The sequence below is a fragment of the Rhodanobacter sp. T12-5 genome (assembly GCF_008329435.1).
GTDB lineage: Bacteria > Pseudomonadota > Gammaproteobacteria > Xanthomonadales > Rhodanobacteraceae > Rhodanobacter.
Genome location: NZ_NPKN01000007.1, coordinates 104,812 through 131,764 on the forward strand (window position 1 = coordinate 104,812; position 26,953 = coordinate 131,764).

At 64.0% G+C, this 26,953-nt stretch carries 11 protein-coding genes (1 of these 11 cut by a window edge); 6 read left to right on the forward strand and 5 right to left on the reverse strand.

Annotated elements, in window-relative coordinates:
* Together CIW53_RS14090 and CIW53_RS14095 are read left to right on the forward strand one after the other, a co-directional pair.
* On the forward strand, positions 1 to 12,980 hold the 3' end of the coding sequence (locus tag CIW53_RS14090; RefSeq protein WP_172969679.1) for a tandem-95 repeat protein. Its footprint begins 24,058 nt before the window's first position; the window shows 12,980 of its 37,038 coding nt (coding positions 24,059–37,038); its start codon lies off the left edge, out of view; it ends in the stop codon at positions 12,978 to 12,980.
* 621 nt (positions 12,981 to 13,601) lie between these two features.
* A complete protein-coding gene (locus CIW53_RS14095; RefSeq protein WP_149365355.1) occupies positions 13,602 to 14,486 on the forward strand; it encodes a hypothetical protein in 885 nt (294 codons plus the stop codon).
* Between the two features lie 171 nt (positions 14,487 to 14,657).
* On the opposite strand, the gene bamE is transcribed toward CIW53_RS14095, so the two are convergent.
* Entirely contained in the window at positions 14,658 to 14,978 is a 321-nt protein-coding gene (bamE, locus tag CIW53_RS14100; protein WP_149365356.1) for an outer membrane protein assembly factor BamE, read from the reverse strand.
* Positions 14,979 to 15,123: 145 nt separating this feature from the next.
* The gene (locus CIW53_RS14105; protein WP_172969680.1) at positions 15,124 to 15,774 is read right to left on the reverse strand and encodes a glycosyltransferase family 9 protein; all 651 of its coding nucleotides are present in this window, start codon (positions 15,772 to 15,774) and stop codon (positions 15,124 to 15,126) included.
* Positions 15,775 to 16,251: 477 nt separating this feature from the next.
* Between CIW53_RS14105 and CIW53_RS14110 the strand changes: the two genes are divergently transcribed.
* From CIW53_RS14110 to CIW53_RS14125, 4 genes are read left to right on the forward strand one after another with little or no spacing between them, the layout of a single operon-like run.
* Positions 16,252 to 17,685, forward strand: coding sequence for a TolC family outer membrane protein (locus CIW53_RS14110; protein WP_172969681.1), 1,434 nt, complete (start codon positions 16,252 to 16,254; stop codon positions 17,683 to 17,685).
* Positions 17,682 to 19,535, forward strand: coding sequence for an HlyD family efflux transporter periplasmic adaptor subunit (locus CIW53_RS14115; RefSeq protein WP_149365359.1), 1,854 nt, complete (start codon positions 17,682 to 17,684; stop codon positions 19,533 to 19,535). The genes CIW53_RS14110 and CIW53_RS14115 overlap by 4 nt, the downstream gene beginning before the upstream one ends.
* Positions 19,536 to 19,550: 15 nt before the next feature.
* Positions 19,551 to 21,692: a peptidase M50 gene (locus CIW53_RS14120; RefSeq protein ID WP_149365360.1), complete on the forward strand. Its 2,142-nt coding sequence runs from the start codon at positions 19,551 to 19,553 to the stop codon at positions 21,690 to 21,692.
* Positions 21,685 to 23,673 (forward strand): preprotein translocase subunit SecA, encoded by a 1,989-nt coding sequence (locus CIW53_RS14125; RefSeq protein WP_149365361.1) that lies wholly within the window; start codon positions 21,685 to 21,687, stop codon positions 23,671 to 23,673. Before CIW53_RS14120 ends, CIW53_RS14125 begins: the two co-directional genes overlap by 8 nt.
* A gap of 41 nt (positions 23,674 to 23,714) precedes the next feature.
* Here the strand turns inward: CIW53_RS14125 and CIW53_RS14130 are convergent, their stop codons facing one another.
* The 3 genes from CIW53_RS14130 to purF all read right to left on the reverse strand — a co-directional run bounded on the left by CIW53_RS14130 (position 23,715) and on the right by purF (position 26,938).
* Complete coding sequence (locus CIW53_RS14130; protein WP_149365362.1) at positions 23,715 to 24,389, reverse strand: YdcF family protein; 675 nt, start codon at positions 24,387 to 24,389, stop codon at positions 23,715 to 23,717.
* Positions 24,390 to 24,539: 150 nt separating this feature from the next.
* Positions 24,540 to 25,370 carry a ferritin-like domain-containing protein gene (locus CIW53_RS14135; protein WP_149365363.1) on the reverse strand — a complete coding sequence of 277 codons (831 nt, stop codon included), beginning with the start codon at positions 25,368 to 25,370 and terminating at the stop codon, positions 24,540 to 24,542.
* A gap of 95 nt (positions 25,371 to 25,465) precedes the next feature.
* Entirely contained in the window at positions 25,466 to 26,938 is a 1,473-nt protein-coding gene (gene purF, locus CIW53_RS14140; RefSeq protein ID WP_149365364.1) for an amidophosphoribosyltransferase, read from the reverse strand.
* Positions 26,939 to 26,953 lie beyond the last annotated feature (15 nt).

The window sequence follows — 26,953 nt, forward strand, 5'->3', positions numbered from 1 at the left end:
CGCCGGTGTTCACCCTGCCCACGCAGATCGTGGCCGTCGCCGGCCAGCCGATCAGCCTGCCGATCACGGTCAGCGACGCCGACCAGGATGCGCTCTCCTTCAGCGCCACCGGGCTGCCGCTCGGCGCGCAGATCACGCCGCAGACCCAGTACGGCCGGGCGATCCTCACCTGGACGCCGAGCACCGACGACATCGGCGGTCACGACATCGTGTTCACCGTCACCGACAGCGGCCTGCCGCCGCAGGATGCCGGCTACACCAACCCGGCCAACCCGGTGCCGAACGTGACGACGCACACCGTGCGCATCGTGGTGCGTGCGGCCGACGTGCCGCCGCAGTTGCTCGGCCTGCAACTCAACGGCCAGGCCGTGGCCGACAGCACCGACCCGACCGTGCCGGTGCAGCTGACCGCCACCGAGGGCACGCCGCTCGCGCTCGACCTGTTCGCCAACGACACCGACGCCGACCTGATCAACTGGACCGCCACCGGCCTGCCACCGGGAATGCAGCTGAGCGTGCCCGCCGGTGCCAACGGCAACCGCGCCACACTGAGCTGGACGCCGGGCCTGTTCGCCGCGCAAAGCGACAACGTGGGCGGTGCCAGCCCCGGCACCTACCGCTTCGCCCTCACCGGCAGCGACGGCAGCGCAAGTTTCGTGCGCCATTTCGAAGTGCACGTGACCAACGTCGACCAGGCGCCGGTGATCCTGCCGATGCCGCTGCAACTGGTGAACGAAGGCGGCACGCTCTCCTTCACCGTGCGCACCTTCGACGCCGACGGCGACCCGCTCAACGCCAGCCTGGTCTACGACGACACCACCCCGCCCGGCATCGCCTTCGACCCGACAACCGGCTACTTCGAGTGGACGCCCGGCTACGGCGTGATCGACAACGCCAGCGCCGACAACCGCGACTTCAGCTTCACCTTCAAAACCACCGACGGCACGCTCGCCACCACGCGGATCGTGCACGTGCGCGTGTTCGACAGCAACCGCGCGCCCACCCTCGGCGTGGCCAACCACCTAGCCGTGGTCGGCCAGACGCTGACCCTGCCCGTCCACTTCGGCGGCAGCGCCAGCGATGGCTTGACGGTCACTGACCCGGACGGCGCGACGCAGACCGACGGCCTGACCGTGAGCGTCCTCGGCCTGCCCGAGGGCGCCAGTTACGACGCCCAGGCCAAGGTTTTCGTGTGGACGCCGGGTCCCGGCCAAGTGGGCGACGTCGTCATCACGGCCCAGGTCAGCGATGGCCACGCCACCACGCAGCAAACCTTCGTCGTCCGCGTGGGTGCCGACGGGAGCGCCAACGCGCCCAGTGTGCTCATCGACAGCGTCCCCAGCACCCCGGCACTCCCCGGCCAGTCGGTGCTGGTCACCGTGCGCGCGAGCAGCTTCGGCGCCATCGCCAGTGTCATCGCCCAGGTGCGCGGCACCGGCCTGGGTACCGACACGTGGCAGACCGTGGCGCTCGATAGTTCCGGTCGCTTCCATGTGCAGGCTACCCAGCCCGGCCTGATCGACGTACGCGTGATCGCCACCGACACCGACGGCAATACCCGCACGCTGGACAGGCAACTGCGCATCAAGGACCCCGCCGACACCGGTGCCCCCGCGCTTGCGTGGACCGGCGTCCTGCAGGGCGCCACGCTCGATGGCCGTCCGCTCGACATCACCAGCCCCGCCGCCCTGCAAGCCTCGCTCGATGAACTGCAGGCCATGGGCTACCGGCTGCAGATCGCAGCGGCCGGCAGCGACCAGTGGCAGACACTCGCCGAGCAGTCGCTCGACGCCGCCACCATCGACCAGCAACTGGCGCTCGCCAGCCTCGATCCCGCCGCCTTCAACAATGGCGTGTACCAGCTGCGCCTGACCGCGTGGGATCTGGCCGGCCGCACCAGCGAGATCGATGCGCGCGTCATTATCGACACCGCGCAGAAGACCGCGCCCGCGGCCAGCACCACCGACGCGACCTACATGCTCGGCGGCCATGCCTTCGCGCTCCAGCGCACTCTGGGCAGCGGCGACTTCGGCAACTGGGCCATTGCCGGCTTCGACAGCCACCTGACTACCGATCAGAGCGCCACCACCGCCAGCGGCGCTAGCGCCGCCTGGACGGTCGGCGCACGCCTGTGGCTGACCCTGCCCGCGAGTTTGACCTCACCGCAGGCATCAACCCACTTGAGCTTCACCCTCGACGTCGTCGGTACCCCGCTGGACACCTCGCCGGCTGCGCCCATCGTCTATCGCGCGAGCTTCGGAAACGATCAGGGCTGGCAGCTTGAGGCCGTCGACGGCAGTCACCTGCAACGCATGGGTGACCGTCTGTACGACGAACTCACCGGCCTGCCCTGGACACCCAGCGGCTATCAGTTGACCGCGCCAGACGGCACGATCTACGCGCTCGACACTGCTGGCAAAGTCACCGCCGTGACCTTCGCCGACGGCATGCAATGGCTGGTCTCCGATACCGGCATCGCCCTGGTCGGTGGCGACGCCTCTGCACGCATCAACATCCTGCGCGACAGCCAGGGTCGCATCGCCCGCATCGCCGGCCCGACCGACGCCGCCGGCACCACCCGTACCGTCGTCTACCGCTACGACACGGCAGGCCGTCTCGTCCTCGCCCGCGCTCTGGGCGGCAACGATTTCGGCACGCCGTACGGTTACGACACCCAAGGTGCGCCCTTCACCGACGTGCTCGCCGCCAACCTGGGCACCGCCGCAAGCTGGCAAGGCAGCAGCACGGCCAACACGTGGGCCGGCACTCTGACGAGCGGCGAAACCACGGCACTCGGTTTCACCGTCCGCGACAGCGAACTGGCTTCCACCATCAAGGTGCCGGGCGAGCAAGGTGCGCTGATCCTCGCCATCAGCGTGAGCCTGAGCGACCCCAACGCCAACCTTCAGATCGTCGGCGCCGACGTGCTCGGCAGCACCGTGCACAACGGCGTGCAGACCTGGCTGGTGCGCGTCACCGAAGCTGGGCTCAAGCTGATTCGCTTGACCGGCGCCGGCACGGCAACCGTCACCGTATCGGTCGCGGGCGACCTCAACCGTGACGGCGCCATCGACGGCGCCGACAGCGCCGCGTTCGAGCAAGACCTCGCAAGTACACACCTTGGGGCCGACCTCAACGGCGACGGTCAGGTCGACAGCACCGACCGCCAGGTCCTCTACGCCAACTACGGCTGGCGCGCCAACCAGTCACCGGTGAACGCCGTCAATGCACCTGCCACCCTCACCCACGCCGACCTCGCCGTGCGTATCCCGCTGGCCTCCATCGCCCAGGACTACGAAGGCGACGACGTGTTCTGGCGCGTGCTCGGCGCTACCCACGGCACCGCCATCCTGAGCGACGATGGCCAAGCGGTGATCTTCACCCCCGAAGCCGGCTACAGCGGCGCCGCTACGCTTACCCTGGGTGCCGATGACGGCTACGCATCCAGTGCGCCGATTACGTTGAACATCAACGTCAGCTCTGCGGCGCTGACTGCAATCCATGTCGAACGCATCCCGGCAATGGCTGCTGGCGATCGTCAGCAGTTGGTAGTGACGGGTGATTTCGCCGACCAGGAAAACGTCGTCCTCCCGATCGATTACCTCACCGTCGTTTCATCCGACCCATCCGTTGTCACGGTGATGGCCGGCGGGATACTGCACGCACGGGAAGATGGCACGACCTTGGTCACCATCTCGGCGCATGGCATAAGCGCGTACAACGCGTTGATCGTCAATGCCGACGGCGAAGCTCCGTTGGCCATACAGGGCAACGAGCTGGACGTCTTTCCGCCACGAATCAACCTGGCCGCTGCGATTGGGCAACGCCAGATCGACGTTTCTTCCCTGGATACCGGCGAAAGCCTGTCAGCGGCGTCCACTGGGACTCAATACCATTCAAGCAACCCCTCCGTTGTGACGGTGACACCGGACGGATTGCTCAAGGCGCACGCTGCCGGCACGGCCATCATCACGATCATCCATGACGGGCTCCAGGCCGAGATTCAAGTGACGGTTAATGTGCCAGCGGTTGGCCCAGTAGCCATGAACGCCGAGGCCGGCGCTGTCACGCAGGACGAGCAGGGAGACACCCTGATGGTCGCCGGCGGCAGCGTGGCCCATGACGCCGACGTTTCGCTCCAGCGCGTGGATGCGGCATCGGTAGGCATGACTGCGCCGGCACCGGACTTCCTCGACGTCATTTCCGCGGTCAAGGTGGACATTGGCGGCGAAAAGGCAGGCAACCCGCTCCAGTTCGCCCTGAAAGTCAATGCGCCCATCGACCCGGCTACCGGCGAACCGAAAGTACTGGAGGCCGGTACCACCGTGTATTTCTGGCGACTGGGGACAGTCACCCTGGCCGACGGCAGCGTTCATCAGACATGGTGGCTGGCCGACGACGGCGTCATCGGGACCGATGGATTGGCGCATACCGCCAGTCCGCCCTACGGTGGGGCCACGGTAGGGGGCGTGTATTTTGCGACCGTCTCCAAGCAACCCGTGCAGAACGGTGGCGTGCAGGATGTACACCTGAAAGGCGCTGCAATGGATTGGCAGGCCTATTGGATGGGAGCGATGGGAATCGGCTTCCGCGCAGCCTTATCGCCCAGCCTGGCGGGGTTGTTGGTTCAGATGACGACAAATGCCGCGCAGTCCATCGTGGCACTGGACTACACCATTGCGGGTACCGCGCAAGCGACCGTCCCCGTGAGCGACCTATTGTCCACCAGCGACGCAACCTTCCCGGTACCCGGCGACTATCTACAGAATCCCAGCGCAGCTCCCTTCATCACCAACATGTCGTACAAGGCCGCCTCGCAGGACTTGACGATCACAGGAAACTTCGGCAGCGGGCGCTTGCTCGTCAGATTGATTCCGAATGGTTCGCAACTGGTCCAGCCGGGCGTCTTCGACGACGGTCAATTGACCCCGGACAGGGGATTGGTATGGGATGAAATCGTTGCCGGTGCACCCGGTTCGGATGGCCTGGCGCAAACCATCACCATACATATCCCTGATGGAATGGCGTTAAGCCAGGAGGCGATCAAGGTAATCCGGCAAATACCGGTACTGGCCAGCGACGGGTCGGTTGATCACTACGAAAGCGTCGGCAGCAACCTGGTGGCTGCCTTCACGGGGAGCAAGGGGGAAACGATTGCCACCTCGGACAACGCGATCTACATCTTCAAGGGTACCGGTCAAGCTACCGCCGATAGCAGCGCGCCCGTCGAAACACGTGCAACCATCACCAAAGACGAAAACGGGAACCCCATCCAGCCCGGGCGTCTGGGCACGAACATGGTCACGTACTCGCAAGATGGTTCGCTCGCTTTTGTAGCTTCCTTTAGAAGTCGAGAAATCTATGTCATCGACATGATGACGCGATCCATCGTGTACACGATCCCCGTCGTCTCCGGCCAAGGTGAGATCAGCGGCCTGATCGCCCATGACGGCTGGCTCTATGTTTCGCTGCAATCGGACGGCGCAAATCTTTCCATCCTGAAATCCTCGGCCGACGATGTTGGCGGCGGCTTGATGCGCATCAACATTGACCGAACGTCCCCACAGTTCTTCGAGCAGCAGCAGGGACTGAGCGGCCTGCCCGGTGGCAACCAGATCAAGGGCGGCTTCGAATCGATCGCGATCAATGACAACAGCTACATGGCGGCTACATCGCTGAGTGGGCGTATCGATTTCATCGACCTGAACAGCATCGACGAGAATGGGACAGTTGCCAACGCCATTTCGGTCGGCGCGGAAATTTACCAATCGCCCAGTTACGACAACGCGACCTGGAATGTGGTTTCGGGCAAGGAGCCCGGTCAATTCGTGGTCACCAACATACATGCCGTGGATCACGGCGTGACCACGATTCAGTTGCCGCTGGACGAAAATGGCAGGATCGACGCCTCACAGACCGTGACGACCAATACCATTTCCACCGCAGTGTCGCTGGAAAAGTACGGGATTCACCGCGACCATTTCCGCGAGAACATCCGTGGCGCTTCAGACGTGGTGATCGTGGAATACAACGGCAAGGAATATGCCCTGGTTTCTGACCGGAACTTCTGGTACTACGACCCCACGGTCACGGGCCTGTCGACACTTCCCCCTTATCAAACAGGCGGAAAAATAGGCGTCATCGAAGATCCATTCGGGAAGGATGGCGCACCCGTTTACCTTGGAGCCACCAGTGCAATGGCTGGCGCATCCATAAAAGATCTCACCATCGGTGCAGATGGGCTGCTCTATGCCAAGGTATGGAACTACGAGCCCGACTACGACATGTTCGCCGCGTCGTATTTCTCGCTGTATACCTGGGATGCCGCGGCGCTCGTCCAGGCGGCAATCAATGCCCGCGGCCAGTGGGATTACTGGCGCGGCAAAAACATCGATCCACTGAGCCGTCCCATTGATCGGTTCTACGATGGCACTTCGGCCGGCATCGGCACCATGATGCCAGTGGTGACGCCATCCCAATACAAGGGAACGTCGGATACGGAGTCGTTCTACGCGCTGTGGACGGTCGCCGGGTACAACCCCTCTGGTTTGCCGGTGGAACTGGCTTCTGCAGAAGGAAGAGTCCCGGTCTATGACATCCAGTACACGCCACTTGCGCCCGTGGTGAAGCCATTGGATCTCTTGTCCGAAATGAGCCCAATGGGAGCTGTGCTGTGGAGCGTCCTTGACACCAAATATGATTCAGGCCTCGCAACTGAATTTCATGAGAATATCGAGAAAATGTCCACGGAGGGATGGACGCTGGATAAGGTGCATCACGAAAACGCCAAGAAAATTGGCGAATCCATGGTCGATGCCTTATTGGATTCTGCCGTGGAAACCGCGACCGCAGGAGCGCTGGCAGCCAGTGGTAAATTCATGGAACTCGAATCTCTGGTCCAGATCAGATTCGAAAAGCGGCTGGTCGTTGCCACGAACGAATGGATCGTCGCGCGGAAAATTTCCATTGCGGTCGACTTGCCGCACTATGTCCAGGATATGGAGAAAATAAAGGGAATATCAGAGAGAATAGCCAAGGCGGCTGTCGCGCTTTACCACTACGGAATAGATGACAATTACAACATTACCGACCCTGAAAACTGGAAGGATATTATTTCCATATTCTCTCCTGATGCCGGCAAATGGTTTGAGCTCGCTGACAGCGCGTTGGGAGCCTATTTCAATCCCGCCTACGCCAAGCTGAAAGAAGAGCTTGGGCATGTTCTTGACGCGGTTCTCCATAAATCACCCGGAGAAGCGATTCAGTACTTCCTGCATCTCGGCGACGACAAGCCGGGCGAGGGTAGCGGCACGGAGATAACCCATGCCGGTACCACGGTCGCCCCGCAGGATTATCGCATTCCACCTGTCGAACCCGGCACGGATGTGAAAAACGGTCAAGGCGATGTTCTGTTTACCGCGCCAGCGCAGGCTTCGATGGATGCGTCGCAGGCGATCACCTGGTACGCCAACCAGGTGAGCCGGTTGCGTGACATGACAGCTGGGCTTCCTACTTCCGACATGCGCGCCCAACAAGCCGTGCAGCTTATGGGCATGCTCAACCAGGCGACCGCCAACGCTATTGGTGATCCAGTCGAACAGATGTTCTTCAAGTTCAATTTTCCGATGTACTCCCTTGAAGATCTGACGCTGCAATTCCAGGGGCAGTACAGCGGCAGCAAGCTCTACGACGCCATCCAAGGCAATATCGTGTCTGCCGTCCAGTCCAAGGCATCGACACTGACGAACGGCGGAGAAATTGCCGTGCCCTTGCCGGATGCGGCCATCATGGCTGGCCCCGGAACCCAGCAACAGCTGTCGCTTGGCGACGTGAACGCGCTATTGCCAGCTGCCATCTCCTACTGGACGAATCTTGGCGTCCCCGAATCAGTCTTCAAGGACGTGACTGTGTCGATTGCCGATCTGGAGGATCTGCTGGTCGGCAAGACCGATGGCAATAGCATCACTCTGGATACAACTGGGGCAGGCTGGGGTTGGTACACCGGCGCACCGGGAGCAGGTGCTTTCGACCCGGTGGATGGCTCCAGCTCCCATTTTGTTGCCAAGGAATCCGGCGCGGCGTACGGAAAAATGGATCTTTTGACCGTGCTGATTCATGAACTCGGCCATGTCGCGGGTGCGCAGGACGTGATGCGCTCCTCCGATTGCATGTATCCGTACATGACCCCTGGCGACCGCCGTCTCCCGACAAGTCTGGACAAGACGACGGAGTCCGCGGGTAGCCAATTGATGACGCAATCCGTGACAACGCAACCAGCCGATTCCGGCGCTCATGCGTTGGCGTCGACGCAGGCGGATGAGATGCGATCGCTTGCTCTTCGTGCCCCGGAATTCATGGTCGCGCGGGCTGATGCGCAAAATGGTCCGGCTGACGGATTGGTCAACTCCGGTTTCAACGGCACGGACGGCTGGAAAGTCGACGGCAAGGCGGTCACGGGGAACGGCTCGGTGGTGCTCGACGAGATCGCGGGAGGCCAGACGCGGATCAACCAGATCTTTACCGTAGGCCCCAACGACCAATTCCTTCGCTTCACCGTCGACAGCGCTTCGCTGGTCAACTCGGGCAATCTTCCCGAGGACGCGTTCGAGGTCGCGCTGCTCGACGCCAACACGGGCGCGTCGCTGCTGGGCTCGATCGGCCTCAGCCACACCGACAGCTTCCTCAACCTGCAGGGCGACGGCCAGGCGTTCTTGTCCAGTGCAGTGCGCGTGGTCGCCAATGCCGACGGCAGTCGAACCTATGTCGTCGACCTGCGTGGCATCGCCGCCGGCACGGCGGTGAACCTTTCCTTCGACCTGCTCGGTTTCGGCGAGGCGCGCAGCCAGGTCACCATCCGCGACCTGCACATCGGTGTGCCCGAGACCTATGACGACACGGCACAGACCGCCGAGGACACGCCGCTGACCGTGGCCGCGCTGGCCAACGACATCGCTGCTGACCAGCCGGGCTTCCTACCGGTCGTCGTCGATGGTCCGGCACACGGGCAAGTGACGATCAACCCCGACGGCACCTTCGCCTACACACCCGACGCCGACTACTTCGGCCCGGACCGCTTCACCTACAAGCTGAGCGACGGTCAGATCGACTCGAACGTCTCCTCGGTCGATATCACTGTCACTCCGGTCAACGACGCACCCGTCGCCAGCGACTTGGCGCCGGCTACGCTTGAGGACACGCCGCAGATCATCGACCTGCTGGCGCAGGCGCATGATGTGGACAGCACGACGCTGACGCCGCGAATCGTCGATGGACCAGTGCACGGACAATTGGTGGTCAACACCGATGGCACCTACAGCTACACGCCGGGCGCCAACTTCAATGGCGCCGACAGCTTCAGCTACGTCGTGAACGATGGCGAGCTGGACTCGGCCGTTGCTACCGTGCAGATTTCGGTCACGTCGGTCAACGATGCGCCGATGGGTGCCAGCGCCACCGTGACTACGCTGGAAGACACGGCATATGTCTTCCAGGCCAGCGACTTCGGTTTCGCCGATGCCAGCGACGCGCCGGCCAATGCCTTTGCTGCTGTCGTCGTGGGTGACCTGCCGTCGCTCGGCAGCCTGACGCTCAACGGCCAGGCCATCGTGGCCGGCCAGCGCATCACGGTGGCTGACATCACCGCGGGTCTGTTGCAGTTCTTCCCAGCCACCAACACCAGCGGCGACGCCTATGCGTCCTTTACCTTCCAGGTGCAGGACGACGGTGGCACGGCTAATGGCGGTGTGGATACCGACCTGATCGCCCGGACGCTGACGATCAATGTCACCTCGGTCAACGACGCCCCGACCGGCACCAACACTACCGTCACCACACTGGAAGACACGTCTTACGTGTTCCAGGCCAGCGATTTCGGCTTTGCCGATGGCAACGACACGCCGGCCAATGCCTTTGCTGCTGTCGTGATCGGCGACCTGCCGCTGGTTGGCAGCGTGCTGCTCGACGGCCAGGCGGTCATCGCCGGCCAGCGCATTACGGTGGCAGACATTACCGCCGGCCTGCTGCGGTTCGTGCCGTCTGCCAACGCCAACGGCAAGGCCTATGCCTCCTTCACCTTCCAGGTGCAGGACGATGGCGGCACGGCCAACGGCGGTGTCGACACCGACCCGACGGCCCGCGCGTTCACCATCGACGTGACCTCGGTCAACGATGCGCCGACCGGTGCCAGCACCGCCGTGACGACCTTGGAAGACACGCCCTACGCCTTCCAGGTCAGCGACTTCGGCTTCGCCGATGCCGACGATGCACCGGCCAACGCCTTCAGCGCCATCATCGTGGGTGACCTGCCCTTGGCCGGTAGCTTGACCCTCGACGGTCAAGCGGTTACGGCCGGCCAGCGCATCAACGCCGCGGACATCACCGCCGGCTTGTTGCAATTCCTGGCCGCTCCCAACGCCAACGGCGACGCCTATGCCTCCTTCACCTTCCGGGTGCAGGACGATGGCGGCACCACCCACGGCGGTCTCGACACCGATCCGACGGCCAAGACCCTGACCATCAACGTCACGCCGGTCAACGACGCGCCGGTCGCCGCGGCTTCGACCCAGGTCACTGGCGTGGAAGACACGCCCTACGTCTTCGCCTGGAGCGACTTCCCGGTCAGCGACATCGACAGTAGTGCGCTTTCGATCGTGCTGGCCTCGCTACCGACGGATGGCACGTTGCAGGTCTACGATGGCGCTGCCTGGGTTGCCGCCACGAGGGGGCAAACTCTGACCTCGGCTGATATCGACGCGGGCCACCTGCGCTTCGTACCGGCTGCCAATGCCTCGGGTATGGCTGGCTTCGGCGGCGATGGCACCGGCAATCTCCAGTCGCACTACGCCCGCTTCGACTACCGCGCCAGCGATGGCGAGCTGCTGAGCGAGCTGGCCAGCGTGCTCGTGGACATCACGCCTGTGGCCGATGCGCCCACGCTCTCTCTCACCGAACGTCCCGGCGCCACGCAGGAAGTGTTCCGTACCGATTGGGAAGATGTGGACGACCGTAGCCCCACCTCCACGCTGATGCATGGCGACAGCCTGGACGGCTGGAACCTGGTCAAGCAGCCCGATCACACCTGGGGTGGCTGGAACGGCTTCGAAGTCTGGTCCGAGGGCGATCGCATGGACGGCCCGCACGGCCGACCCGTCGAGGTCCACGCCGCCACCGACGGCGGCCACAACTGGCTGGAGCTCAACGATGCCCAAGGCCTGGGCAACCAGACCATCGGCATCGAACGCCAAGTGGACACCATGGCCGGTGCCACCTATACGCTGAGCTTCGACTACGCCGGCCGCATCGGCTACAGCGCCGACTACACCGCCATCGGGATCTACGTCGACGGCGTGGAAATCGCCCACTACGCCGGCACCAGTCCGGACGATTCCCTGGCATGGCAGGCGCTGAGCTTCAGCTTCGTGGGCACGGGCGGACCGCAGACCTTGAGCATCGTCACCGAAGCGACCAAGCGCGATGCCAACGGTCGCGGTGCCATGCTGGACAACCTGGTGTTGACCCAGGCACTGCCGGCCAACACCGGCCTGGAGGACACTGCCATCCCGCTGTCGGCGATCCAGGCCGCCCTGGCCGACACCGACGGCTCCGAGGCGCTACGCCTGACGGTTGGTGCCCTGCCCGTCGGCGCGACCCTGAGCGACGGCACGCATAGTTTCACTGCCGCGGCCGGCGCCACCTCGGCTGACATCTCCAGTTGGACGCTCGATGCGCTCACGCTGTTGCCACCGGCGAATTTCAACGGCACATTCGACCTCACCGTCGAAGCCACGGCCATCGAAACCGCCAACGGTGACGTGGCCCGCACCGTCGCCGCGCTCACCGTCACCGTGCTACCGGTCGACGACGCTCCCGTCGCCCAGGCAGACAACGTCAGCGTGCGCGAGTACAAGACCGTCGTGATCGACGTGCTCGCCAACGACACGGACATCGACAGCACGGCGCTCACAGCCGACATCGTGTGTGGCCCGCGCCACGGCTGGCTCACCCGCAACGCCGACGGCACCTTCAGCTACACCGCCGGCTGCGGCTACGTAGGTACGGATACCTTCACCTATCGCGCCAATGACGGCGAACTCGACTCGGCACTCACCACCGTCACCATCACCGTAACCGCCAACCAGAGCCCGATGGCCCAGGACGACACCATCACCGCTCAGGAAGACACACCGGTGAAGATCGACGTGCTCGCCAACGACAGCGACGCCGATGGCGACGCGCTGGGCGCCTGCGTGGTCTGCGGCCCCGAACACGGTCGCTTGTGCCGCAACGACGACGGCACCTGGACCTACCTGGCCGATCGCAACTGGTCGGGCACGGACACGTTCACCTACCGCGCCTACGACGACCTGGACGGCTCCAACCTGGCCAGGGTCACGATCACCGTCGCGCCGGTGAACGACGCGCCGATCGCTCGCGATGCGACGTTCGGGGTTCGTCAGGACGGTAGCGTTTGCATCGACTTCGCTTGCCTCGTCACCGATGTCGACGGCGATGCCCTCAGCTTGTCGTTCACCAACCCGAGTAACGGCACCCTGACCCGCACGGACGATGGCCGTTATCTGTACCGGCCGGCCAACGGCTTCAGTGGCACCGACAACTTCACCTACACCGTAAGTGACGGCCAGAGGAGTACCACGGCTACGATCAAACTGGACGTAGACCGCTCGGATGATTGCAGTAACAGTGCCAGCGTATGGGTCACGTCCGAGTGGGCAGCAACCAATCAAGCAGACGGGGGTTATCGCTACCTCGTGGTGAACCAGACGCGCGGCTCAAGCGATGACAAGAGAGACGCGGCAGTCGACGACCTGCCGAAGGTCGACTGGAGCACCCCAGTAGAGGCACCGGCATATGCGACGACCAGCACAAGCAACCCCTGGTGGGAGGCGCTGGGAGAAGAAACCGCTTTGGGAACAATGGACCTCGCAGAGCACTGCGGATTGAGGGTCAAGAAACCGCACTGATCCTGGAGGTGTGGCGCGATGGATGCGCGCCACACCTCGGCTGCAGCTTGGAAGCATGGGCGGTTCGTGGACTGGCTGCCGTTGTCCCCTCAGTCTGCCGCGGCCCACGGATAGTGAGCCGACGATGTAATTGAGGTTGGTCGCCGTGCCCAGATGTGCCGCCAAGGTGTTTCGGTCACGAAGATTCAAAGCCGTGGGTCGACTCCAGCATCCGGAAGTGCAGAACACATTGGCGCGTCAAACTACGCGCTTGGCTCATCCTGTCAATCGGCGAAGAGGTGTAGAGACAACACGCGACAATCGATTGCCACGCCTTCCCGATCATGCCGACACGCCGACACGCCGCGTCGGAGTTTTCTTCGTATCGATGCCGCCGACAACGCGAACGACCGCATGCGATGGAGTCTCGAAAAACAAGCTGACGAGCACACAGGGGTTATTCGGGATTTCCGCAAAGAAGTTCCGTCTACAATCATGCGGACCTTGACCGGGAGGAAACCGGCAAGGACCTGGCACTACGGCTTCATCGAATCGGCAATCGTGACTCAGGCGCCCGCGTTCGAATGCAGAGGTTTTCCCGCTTGCCGTCACGGATCGTCGCAAACAAAAGGGGGAAAGCTCATGGGCAGGGTATTGAGGGTTCGCAAGAAGGTCGATTACCACAAGGTCAACCACAAGTACGACAAGTACACCTTCAAGTCGCAGAAGGTGGTCAAGATCAAGGTACACAAGTACAGCGGCACGGTCGGCCGCGCCTCGGCCGCCCCGCCGCTGACCACATGGCCGCCGTTGGGCATGCACGGCGGTGTGACCTATTTCGCCGACATCACCATCGGTACGGGCTGGAGGGGCGCGGCGATCGATACGGTGTGGATGCCGTTCAAGCTGCTCGACATCCATGGATCGCAATGGCAGGGGATCTCGCAGGTTGTGGCGGGGGCGGATGCCGACGTCATGGCCCGTGCCCACTTCGACGACGTCTGCCATTCGCTGCGCACGGCCTACATGAGCACGCGCATTACCGAGGCGGTGGGCGAAGCGGCAGCTGCGATGTATGTGCTGGAAAACCATCCCGGCTACCAGATGACCTGGGGCGCACATGTGCATGCCGGCACCGGCATCGACCAGATATGGCAATACACGCACGGCAACGGTATCCGTGACTATCTGATCGTCGAGGCAAAGGGTCCGGGCGCGACCCTGTTGTTCTCGCCATTCCTGCCGACCGGATACAACCAGATGGATCCCGGCTGGGTGATCAATCACCTGTACAGCATGAGCCAGAATGGCCATGCCGCCGGCCAGGACATCGTGGCCCGGAAAGGCCTGGTATTCGCGGTAGCCCACCCCAACTACAACGGCGGCAGCAAGAGTTACTACGGCCTGCACCACAGCAGCGCCCATGCCGCGCGACCCGGCCGCGTGTTCGGCATTGTGGTGACGGCGCAATGGCGGGCCGATGGAAGCCTCGGTTACAACGCCACTGCGCCGGTGCGGTATCTCTAGAGCACCGGAGTTCGACAAGACGGGGCAGATACAGCCGAACAGGCGTCTCTGCCGCGTCGCGAGCAGTGCGCACAGGAGCCGCGGTAGGATGACCGACCTTGCCCCCCGGGAACGCATCCCTTGCCGTGCAGTTCAATCCCCATGCAAGGAAAACATGGCGAAAGACAACCGTCAGGACTGCGGCGGCACGATCACCACGGTATGCAGACCTTCCCGCTGAGGCAGGCCAGGACCGAACTGGACGACTTTCCCGTCCTGCATGACCACGGTGTAGTCGGTATGGTGCAGCGACCGGCGTTTGCGATGACGGTTGAGGTAGGTGTAGACCTCGTAATCGCCCATGGTGCGTACGGCATCCGGGCGACCCAGCCAGTCGCGCACTTCGGCGGCCGAGTTGCCGGTATAGAGGTGAGTGATGCGCTGACCGGTTGTCCGGCAGCCACAAAGCGCGCAGACAACACCGAACACCGCAGCAGCGGCAAACTTGTTCACGTCCTACCCCCTGAAACAAAAAAATGACAAGCCCCAACTGTCAAGAATAGCCCAGCAGTTGCCGAAATGTCAGGCTCCACGAGGGCAAGCGCGCGCCGGCCGGTCAGCGAAATCGAGCGGGCAAGGCGATGAAGCATCGGCCCGATTACCGACGCGGGATTCGAAGCAGACCGGACAAAACACCCAGTACGTCATCCACGCTGATCAGATCCATCGCATGGCCCGGAAGGTGTTTGGCGCTGTCGTAGGTCGCACCCGACGAAAATGCTGCCTGGTGCCGATCTATGCACCAGCGCCTGTCCCGATAAGGGCCGTACGTGACGGTGCTGGTTGCCGCATAGAGCCCCACGGCGGGGATGCCGAGTGCATCGGCGAGATGGACATGGCCGCTGTCGGGTCCGATGACGGCGAGGGCTCCGAGCATGGCTGATGCAAGGGCCGGCGCGGTCATGTCTGCGCGTCTGGTGTGCTGCGGCAGCGGAACCTGCTGTCGTCCCGGCATGCCGCAGACAATCACCTCGCAGCCCAGCGACAGGAGGTGCTCGCTCAAGGGTGCCCATCGCGATCGGTGCCACTCCTTGTATCGCGCGCCGGCATCCGGGCAGACGATGACGCGTGGCCGATGCATCGCCACCGGGGGCGTTGACCGGGCGATCGAAACAGCCAGCCCATCCTCTTCGACTCCAGCCGCTTGCGCCATCGAGTCACGCACATGCTGGCCGTGTCGCGGACCCTTGAACGCCTGGCGCGAGGTGGTTTTCCACACCGTACCGCGAGCATCGGCCAGCACTTGCATGGGTTGGTCGGGAAACAAGGCAGCCAACGGAGTGTAGGCATGAAATCGCCGCTCGCGATCCTGCCTTGCCAGGGCGCACATCACGGCATAGGCATGAATGCTGTCGCCAAGGCGTCGGGTGTGGTTTGCGTGTGCCAATCAGGGGCGCCAATGGTGATGTCGGGCGAGAAGAGACTCGAGTGCTTCAACGACAACCGAACGTCCGAACCATCTTAGCCTGATCACGCACTTGGCATAGTTGGTGCGGCAATGCCAAAATGATGACTAAGGGGGAATGATCTGGTTTGTTTGTCCGACATCACGTGTTGCGTGGGTCGGAACATGCCATGGGGAACCATCGACGGAATCGTTTCTCCCTTCAGTTGCAGCGAAGGGATTTGAGTGCTGGCCCATGCATCCACACCTTGCCTATAACGACGACCCTTCCGGTCGATCCATCCGTGCGCGTCGTCCATGACCCTGCCCCGAAGTCGCGGCATGGCTGACCAGGCATTTACGCGCGGCCATGCTTTTCTTGCATGCTGTGCGCCCCTGCTGTTCGGGTTGTGCTGTATCGCTCCTGCACACGCGGCGCAGCCGACCGTCACCTCGCTGGGCGAATTGTTCGCGATTGCTCACGAAAGCGAGCCCGGATTTCGCTCGGCCATGGCCGATGTTGCCGTGGCGCATGCGCGCGCGCGCGAGGCGCTGGGTGCCATGTTGCCGCAGCTCACGGCCACGGCGAACAGCAATGGCAACCGCCGTCGCTACCACACCCTGGATACACCGCCGTCGACCCTGCACGACCGTTATCACAGCAACGGTGACCAGATCAGTCTGAATCAGCCGCTCTGGCGCCCCGCGAATATCGCCTCGTGGCACCAAGCCCAGGAAAGCGCGGCGCAGGCCGGGTATCGGCTCGACGATGCGGAGCAACAGCTCTACCTGAAAGTCGCCACTGCATGGTTCGACCTGATGGAAGCCCGCGATGCGGTGGAGTTCACCACGGCGCAACGGGATGCATTGCACGCCCAATGGAATATTGCGCGGCGCGCAGCCGAACTCGGCGCACAAAGCCAGCCACAGGCCGACGACGCCCAGGCGAAATATGAGGAAGCCAGCGCGGACGAAGCTTCGGCCGAACTCGATGTCGAAACCAAACTCGCCGCCCTGGAACAATGGGTAGGCCGCGCCGATGGCCTGGTCCAGCCTTACCTGCGTGACGACGCCAGGATTCCGGAATTGGTCGGTGGCGATCTGGATCAATGGCTCGAACAGGTCGACACGCACTGCCCTGCACTGCGCGCCGCCGACCGTGCGATTGCCGCGGCCAATGCGGAGGTGAGCAAACAGCGGGCCGGACACCAGCCTACGCTGGACATCGTGGCTACGTATGGCGATACCGATCAGGCAGTGGGCAACTTCCCGGGCCAGACCGGCTACCGCATTCGTCAGTTCGCAGTGGGGTTGCAGCTCAACGTGCCGATCTATTCCGGCGGCACGCAATCGGCCAAGGTCGCCGAAGCACTGGCGCTGCGCGACAAGGCGCGTGACGACCGCGACGCCGCGCGCCGACTGGCCATCCTGAACGTCAAGACGGCGTTTCTCGGCTGGCGCGCGGGCCTGGCGAAGGCGAAGGGCGCACGCATCGCCGTGATGTCGGCAAAATCCGCGCTTGCCGCCGCCGAGTCATCGGCATCGCACTGTCTGAAGACGCAAGCGGATGTCCTCACTGCGCGTCAACAGATGGCCACCGCACGGCGCGACCTGCGCAAGGCGCGTTACCAGCAACTGACGTCCTTCATCAAATTGAAGTCGACGCTGGGCGAGCTGAGCGAGGGAGATGTGGACGAACTCGACCAGTTGTTCAGTGCCAGCGAAAGCGATGCGAGTGCCATGGCGATGACATCGACGGCACAACCAACGCCATGAGCACGCCGATTCCGTCCGGCATCGGCGACACGCCGCCCCAAGCGCTCGTAGTCGGCGCCTGGGAGCGCTTTCTCGCCGCCCGAACCTCCGATACGTTCTGCGCCGCGTGGCTTGCCCTGATCCGCGAAAAATTTCCGGCGGTACGCCAGGCCGCCGTGCTGATCGAGTCTGCCGATGGCCAGTCGTTCGTACCCATCGCGGTCTGGCCGAGGGCGAATGCCGACATGGCCCGGATGGGTGCCGCCGTGCAGCGGGCGCTGGGTGAGCGCCGCATCGTGCTGGTACCTGCGGACGAACAGCCCGGGTTGTTGCATGTGGCTTTGCCCGTATCCGCCAACGAGCGCATCGTCGGCGCCGTGGTGCTGGAAGTGGCCGCCGAGGCGAAGGATGCAAACCCGCTGCTGCGCGAACTGCATTGGGGCAGCGCATGGCTGAGCAACCTGCTCGGCAAGCGCGAACTCGATGCCGCGACCGCGGCCAATGCCCGCTCGATTGGCATTCTGGAAACCGTCGCTGTCGCACTTCGCCATCGTCACTTTCAGCAGGCGCTGTTCGAGCTCAGCAATGAACTGCGGCAGCGCTTCGATTGTTCGCGGGTGGCGATCGGCCTCGTACATGCCGCGCGGGTGAAACTGGCGGCGCTGTCGGAGGCGGCGACGTTCGAAAAATCCTCGCCGATGGTTCAGGCCTACGTCGACGCCATGGGCGAAACCTGCGACCTGGCCCAGGTCATCGAGGCTTTCCGCCCCGAAGAAGGCTCTCCGCCGGAGACTTATCGTGCGCATGCCACCCTGCTGCAGCGGGTAGGCAGCGATGCGCTGATCTCGCTGCCGGTCAGCCACCAGGCACAGACCATCGCAGTGATCACACTCGAGCGCGGCAACGGCCAGCGCTTCAGCGACGCCGAGCGTCAATGGCTGGAGGCCTTTGCCGCGCTGTTCTCGCCGGTGGTCGCGCAACGGCGCGATGCCGAACGCAACTCGCTGCGACGTCTCGCCGATGAAAGTTCGCGCTTCTGGGGGGCGTTGCTGGGACCCCGGCACCTGCTGTGGAAGATGGGCGGCCTGCTCACGCTGCTGTTGCTTGCGTTGCTGGTGTGGCTGCCCGTGCCCTACCGCATCTCGGCCAAGACCGTCACCGAAGGTTCGGTCCAGCGCGTGGCTGCCGCGCCTTTCGAAGGCTATCTCGCGGCAGGCTTCGTGCGGGCGGGAGACGTTGTGGACAAGGGCCAGGCACTGGCGAAACTGGATGACCACGACTTGCTGGTGGAGCGCGCCAAGTGGACCAGCGAACGCGACCAGTACGACAACAAGCTGCGCGAGGCCATGGCCAACCACGACCTCACCGCGATCCAGGTAATCGGCGCGCAATTGAACGAAGCGCAGGCGCAACTCAACCTGACCGACGACAAGCTGGCCCGGGTGAAGATCGTCGCACCCTACGACGGCGTGATCGTCACCGGCGACCTCAGCCAGCAGATCGGCACCCCGGTCGAGGCCGGCAAGAAGCTGTTCGAGATCGCCCCCCTGCACAGCTACCGGATCATCCTCGAAGTGGACGAGCGCGATATCGGACAGGTTCGCACCGGGCAGCAAGGCCGGCTGTTGATGAGCGGCCTGACCGATCATCCGATGTACTTCAGCATCGCCAGGATCATGCCGGTGGCGACCGCGCAGGACGGCAAGAATTTCTACCGCGTCGAAGCGAAGCTCACGCACGAATCGACGCTGCTGCTGCCGGGCATGGAAGGCGTGGGCAAGGTCGACATCGGCAAGCGCAAGCTCGGCTGGGTGCTGCTGCACAGCCTGTTCGACTGGATTCGCCTGAAGCTCTGGAACTGGGGACTGTAGAGATGGCGCCGACCCGTGTCGCGTAATCCGTTCAGTCCTTCGTGGCACAGCGTCGCGGCGCTGCGGCCGCGGTTGATGCCCTACGCCGTGGTCACGCGCGTGGTGTTCCGCGGCAAGCCGTGGTACGTGGTGCAGGATCAGACCGGCGGCCGGGTCTACCGCTTTTCGGCGACGGCATACGCCCTGATTGCCGGCATGGACGGCCGTCATACCGTGCACGAGCTGTGGGAACGCGCCAATGCATCGGAAGTGCGCGACGCCTGTACCCAGCCGGAGGTGGTCGATCTGCTGGTACAGATGCACTCGGCGGACCTGCTGCAGACCGATGTGACACCCGACTCCGCCTCCGCCATGGATCGTCACCGGCGCAAGCGCTTCGAAACCGTCAAGCAGTGGCTGCTCAATCCGATGAGCCTGAAGTTGCCGCTGCTCAATCCGGATGGCTTCCTTACGGCGCTCGCGCCCTGGTTCCGCTGGTGCTTCGGTCCGGTCGGTGCCGCCTTGTGGCTCGCCACGATATTGCCGGCGATGGTGCTTGCCGCCCAGCACTGGGAGGAACTGACCCATAACCTGTCCGATCGGGTGCTGTCGTCGAGCAACCTGCTGGTGATGCTGGCGGTGTACCCGTTGGTCAAGCTGCTGCACGAGCTCGGCCACGGCTTTGCCGTCAAGCGTTGGGGCGGGGCCGTGCGCGAGCTGGGGTTGATGTTCCTGATCTTCGCGCCGGTGCCCTACGTGGAGGCATCGTCGTCGGCCGCCTTTCCGTCCAAATACCGGCGCGCGCTGGTGGCCGCGGCGGGCATGCTGGTGGAGCTGTTCCTGGCCGCGCTGGCGCTCTACGTCTGGTTGCTCGCCGAACCGGGCCTGCTGCGCGCGGTGGCGTTCAACGTGATGGTGATCGGCGGGGTATCCACCGTGGTGGTGAATGGCAACCCGCTGCTGCGCTATGACGGTTATTACATTCTTTCCGACCTGATCGAGATGCCCAACCTGGCCCAGCGCGGGCTGGACTGGTGGGCGTGGCTGCTGGACCGCTACGCCTTTGGCGCCAGCGATGCCGTGAAGCCGGATGAAAGCCTGTCCGAGCAGCGATGGCTGGTGCTGTATACGCCACTGGCATGGTGTTACCGCACGCTCGTCACGATATCGATCATCTTCCTGGTCGCTGGCAAGTTCTTCATCGTCGGCGTGATCATGGCGTTGTGGAGTGCCGTCAGCCTGATTGGCGTGCCGCTTCGCAAAGGCTGGAAACATCTGGTATCGGGACCGGCGTTGCATCGTCGCCGCGGTGAAGCGATGCGCCGCACCTTGCTCGCGCTGGGCGGCCTCGCGGCATTGCTGCTGGTGCCGCTGCCCTTGCGCATCCGCGCGGAGGGCGTCGTGTGGTTGCCCGACCAGGCCATGCTGCATGCTCGCGAAAACGGCTTCTTCGGACACTGGCTGCAGGCTCCAGGCAGCATGGTGCACAAGGATCAGCCGCTGTACGTGCTGGACAATCCGCAACTACAGGCCGAACTCGCCGTGGATCGGGCCAAGCTTGCGCAAGCGCAGGCGCGCTATGACGCCGACCAGTTCAGCGACCCGGTGAAAGCCGATGTATCCGGCCGCCAATTGCAGGAGGCTCGCGAGATCCTGCGCCAGAGCGAAATCAGGGTTGCCCGGCTGAACGGCAATGCGGAAAGCGATGGCAAGCTGATCGTCGCCACGGCCCAGGACATGCCTGGCCGCTACTTCAAGAAAGGCGACCTGCTCGGCTACGTGCTGCAGGACGACGAGTTGCTGGTGCGCGTGGTGGTGCAGCAGGACGATATCGACCTGGTGCACGAGGGGCTCAGCGGTGTATCGCTGCGCCTGAGCGATTCGCCCGAGCAGGCGTACCGTTCGCGCGTGGTGCGAGAATTCCCCGGCGCCGTGGACGAACTGCCGACGGCCGCACTCGGGCTCAACGAAGGCGGCATCATCCCCACCAGCCCGAACGACCCCAAGGGGCTGAAGACGTTGCAGCGCGTGTTCGTCGTCGACCTCGCCTTGCCCGGCCATACCCGGCCCGCCTTCGGCGAGCGCGTCCATGTGAGATTCGAACACGGCAACGAACCGCTGGGGCGCCAGCTGTTGCGCAAGCTGCATCAGGTTTTCCTGAGTCATTTCGGTGTCTGACGTACGTGCGCTGCTGGCCGGGCGTCATGTCGAGCTCGGCGATGGCCCCTATCTGGAGCGGCTGGACCGGACCCACGCGCCGTGGGAGGAACGCCTGCGATCGTGGCTGGATCGAGTTCCCCGCCCTGAAGGTCGCCGTACCCGGCGCTTCCTCCAGGCCACGAAAGCGTTCGAACCGACGCTGGGCCCGCTGGACGATGAAGGCCTGCGTTTGCGACTGGCCGCGACGACGCGGCAGATGCAACGTGATGGCTTCACCGATCCCCTGCTGGCCGCCGCTTTCGCGGTGATTCGCGAAGCCTCCCGACGCGCGCTCGGCATGCGCCACCATGACGTGCAGTTGCTCGCCGGCCGTGCGCTGCTGCAGGGCCGACTGGCGGAAATGGCCACCGGAGAAGGCAAGACGCTTGCCGCGACGCTTGCCGTCTGCACTGCCGCCGCCACCGGCGCAGCGGTGCACGTGGTCACCGTCAACGACTACCTGGCCGAACGCGATGCCGACGACAACAACCCGCTGTTCACCCTGCTTGGGCTGAACGTCGGCGTGGTGCTGCAGGACATGGACGTGGCGAAGCGGCGCGAGGCCTACGCCTGCGACATCACCTATGTCTCCAACAAGGAGCTCACCTTCGACTACCTGAAGGACTGCATCGCGATCGGCGAGGCTTCGCGCACCCAGCAGCGCCTGCGCGAACTCGCGGGCGGCAACCGCGGGGAGTCGCCGATCCTGCGCGGGCTGCACATCGCCATCATCGACGAGGCCGACAGCGTGTTGATCGACGAGGCCAGCACGCCGCTGATCATTTCCGAGACATTGCCCGACGACCTCGATCCGGCCATCTACACGCAGTCCCTGGCGATTGCCGGCTCCTTGCGCGCGGGGATCGAATACGTGCATGGCGCACATCGCGATCTGTGGCTGACACCCGCCGGCAAACACGTGGTGCGCAACGCCAGCTCCGGCCATGGCGGGCTGTGGCAATCGCCACTGTGGCGCGAGGAGTTCGTGCACAAGGCGCTTTCAGCCATCCACAGTTTCCAGCGCGACCAGCATTACATCCTCGCTGAAGGCAAGGTGCAGATCGTCGACGAATCCACCGGCCGGGTCATGCCCGATCGCACCTGGGAGCGCGGCCTGCACCAGATGATCGAAGCAAAAGAGGCCTGCGAGATCACCGGCCAGCGACGCACCTTGGCGCAGATCACCTACCAGCGTTTCTTCGGCCGCTACCTCCTGCTGTGCGGAATGACAGGAACCGCCCAGGAAGTCGCCGCCGAAGTCAAACGCACCTACGACCTCTCGGTGACGCGAATCCCCACCCACAAACCCAGCCGGCGCCGGCGCCTGGTCGACCGCATCTGCCGCACTTCGGACGAACGCTGGAAGGAAGTGGCCCGGCGTGCCACTGAAGTGGCTGCCACTGGACGACCGGTCTTGGTGGGCACCCGCTCGGTGGAGGCGTCCGAGCAGCTCGGCAACTTGCTGGAGCGCGACGGCATTGCGCACGCGGTTCTCAATGCGCGGCAGGACAAGAGCGAAGCCGAGGCGGTGGCACAGGCCAGCCAGGCCGGCCGGATCACCGTGGCGACCAACATGGCCGGCCGCGGCACTGACATCAAGCTTGCACCTGACGTGGAGCAAGCCGGCGGCCTGCATGTCATCCTCACCGAATTCCACGAGTCGGCACGCGTCGATCGCCAGCTCTTCGGTCGCTGCGCACGCCAGGGCGACCCGGGCACCATCGAGTCCGTGGTGAGTGTCGAGGACGAACTCTTCCGGCAATTCGCACCCGCTGGCGGACGCTGGCTGATGCGCGCGATGGTCAGGCAGAACCGCGAAACCCGCCGATTGCTCCGCTGGTGGGTGCGACATCTGCAAAACCGGGCCGAACGCCACTATCGAAAGCAGCGCACCGAAACCATACGCAGGGATTTCGAATGGGCACGGGCGCTAGGCTTCGTGGGAAAAACACGAAAATAGACGGCCTCATCCACTTCACTCACCACTGATCCCCCGCCGCCTCACGTCCATCCGCGCAACGCATATATCCATCGACCGAGATATTCGTGCAGGCAGTCTGCGCTTCGGATGAGCGACCATTTTCGCGAGTGCCAGAAACCGTTGGCCACGGGGTGCGAAGGGGGTGCAAGCGGCGGCGCCGGCACCACGTCGAAACCCTGCTTTCTGAAGCTTGCCGCGGCACGGCCCATATGCCGCGAAGAGGTGACCAGCAGAATGCGCCGCGCGCCCAGGCGATGGAGAATGGGCGCGGAATAGAGCGCATTTTCGTGAGTGTTGCGACTCTTGTCCTCGATCAGGACGTGCGCCCGTGGCACGCCATTCAGTGCAAGGTTGGCCGCCATTCTCGTCGCCTCCCCGTCGCCACCGGTGAGCAGGATGATCGGGGCGCACCCGGCCTGGTACAAAAGGCGACCAAAGCCCAGCCGGGTCATCGGCGCGACCGCCGATACGTACTCCGGATCGTCTTCCGGGTCCACGACCCAGCCGCCGCCCAATACGACGATGGCATCCGCCGCGGCATAGCTCGCGGCCGCGCGGGGCGGGTAAGGGTTCGTCAGGCTACGCCGCAAAAACATCGAAAACGCCGGCGTCGAACACGCAACCAGGAAAACGGCCATGACGGCGAGCAGGATCCACACGGATCGGTACAGGTGGGTAGTGATGGAATATTTCACGTAAAACTGCACCACGGCAGATGAAACCTCGAAGGTTGTTGAACCGGACGTGCCTTGAATGCGTCGGGCAGAACTGCTGACTTTCACGGTCCCGGCGAAAAACCGACGTGAAGCCCGGCACAATTGTCTGGCCGCCGCATGTCGGCGGCGCTATGCACGGCGCTGCTGTTCGCCCTCTTGCACGGCCAGCGCGACCAGCCGGTCGAGCTCCCGCTCATCGAAGCCTGCCTGGCGCCGGGCCGGCAGGTTGAACGGCCCGCGCAGGCTGACGCCCATGTAATCGCGCAGCAATTCGAAGAACGTCTCGACCGGCTCGACGCCATCGCGTTCGCAGCAATGCCGATACCAGCGGGTGCCGGCGGCGACGTGGGCGACTTCCTCGCGCAGGATCACTTCGAGGATGGCCACCGTGTCGTCGTCGCCGAGGTGGCGCAGGCGCTCGATCATGCCCGGCGTCACATCCAGCCCGCGCGCTTCCAGCACGCGTGGTACCAGCGCCATGCGGGCGGTGTCGCTGTGCGCGGTCTTCTCGGCCATCGCCCACAGGGCATCGTGCGCGTCGAAGTCGCCGTAGGCGTGGCCGAGTTCTTCCAGACGTCCGGACAGCAACGCGAAATGGCGCGCCTCGTCATCGGCGCAACTCGCCCAGTCGCGGTAGTACGCGTCCGGCTTGCCGCGGTAGCGATACACCGCGTCCCACGCCAGGTTGATCGCGTTGAATTCGATATGTGCCACCGCGTGGACCAGCGCGGCACGGCCCTCGGCGCTGCCGAGGCCACGTTGCGGCACCTGGCGCGCGTTGACCAGTTGCGGGCGTGCCGGGCGACCGGGTGGACCGATCGGTTCGGGCGGCGGCGACGCGGGATCGGCACGCAGCGAACCGGCAAGAAAGGCCTGCCATGTCTCGTGGGTGAGGCGAAGCTTCTCGGCCGGATCCGTAGCGTCGAGGCAGTGTCTGGCAGCGGCATGCAGATCGGTCATAGAGATTTTCTGTAGGAGCCCGCTCGCGGGCGATGCTCCTGCGCTGATGCGCAACGAAGAGGATCGCCCGCGAGCGGGCTCCTACAAATTGTATTTCAGGTACGCCGCGCGGCCTTGGCGTCGTCCGAGCGCAGCATCTGGATCTGCTCCAGGTAGCTCTGGTCGAGGCCGGTGACGTATTCGCCGGAGAAGCACGAGGTGTCGAACTGTTTCAGATTCTCGTTGCCGTCCTGCACCGCCCAGATCAGGTCCTTGAGATCCTGGTAGATCAGCCAGTCGGCACCGAGCATCGTCTCGACCTCCTGTTCGGTATGGCCAGCGGCGATCAGTTCCGAAGTGGATGGCATGTCGATGCCATAGACGTTCGGATAACGCACCGGCGGCGCGGCGGAGGCGAAGTAGACATTCTTCGCACCGGCATCGCGGGCCATCTGGATGATCTGCTTCGAGGTGGTACCGCGCACGATCGAGTCGTCCACCAGCAGCACGTTCTTGTTGCGGAACTCCAGGTCGATCGCATTGAGCTTGCGGCGTACCGATTTCACCCGCTCGCCCTGCCCCGGCATGATGAAGGTGCGACCGATGTAGCGGTTCTTGACGAAACCCTCGCGGAACGGCACGCCGAGCGCGCCGGCCAGCGCGCTGGCCGCGGTGCGCGCGGTGTCGGGAATCGGGATGACCGCGTCGATGCCGTGGTCGGGCCGCTCGCGCAGGATTTTCTCGGCCAGCTTCTCGCCCATGCGTAGGCGCGCCTTGTACACCGAAACGTCCTCGATCATCGAATCGGGCCGCGCCAGGTAGACGTATTCGAAGATGCACGGCGTGTGCAGCGCGCCCTCGGCGCAGCGGCGGCTGTGCAGCTGGCCGTCGTCGGTGATGATCACCGCCTCGCCCGGCATGATGTCGCGCACGCGCTTGAAACCGAGCACGTCGAACGCGACCGACTCGGAGGCCACCGCGTATTCGTGGCCTTCCGCAGTAACCCGCTCGCCCAGCACCAGCGGGCGGATGCCATGCGGATCGCGGAATGCGACCAGGCCGTAACCCAGCACCAGCGCGATGCAGGCATAACCACCGCTGGCGCGCGCATGCACGCCGGCGACGGCCTTGAAGATGTGGTCCGGCGTCAGCGCCATCCGGTCCTGGATCTGCAGCTCGTGCGCCAGCACGTTCAGCAGCACCTCGGAATCGGACTCGGTATTGATGTGCCGCCGATCGCCCTCGAACATCTCCCGACGCAACACATCGGTGTTCACCAGGTTGCCGTTGTGCGCGAACGCGATGCCGTACGGCGAGTTGACGTAGAACGGCTGCGCTTCGGACGAGCCTTCCGAGCCGGCGGTCGGATAACGGCAATGGCCGATACCGATGCGTCCGCGCAGGCCGCTCATCGCCGCCTGCCCGAACACGTCGCGTACCAGCCCGTTGCCTTTGTGCAGGCGCAGGCGCGAGCCATCGACAGTGGCGATGCCCGCCGCGTCCTGGCCACGGTGCTGCAACACCGTCAAGCCGTCGTAAAGCGCCGATGCCACTTCGGTGGTACCGACAATGCCGATGATTCCGCACATGGTGTTGTTGCCTGC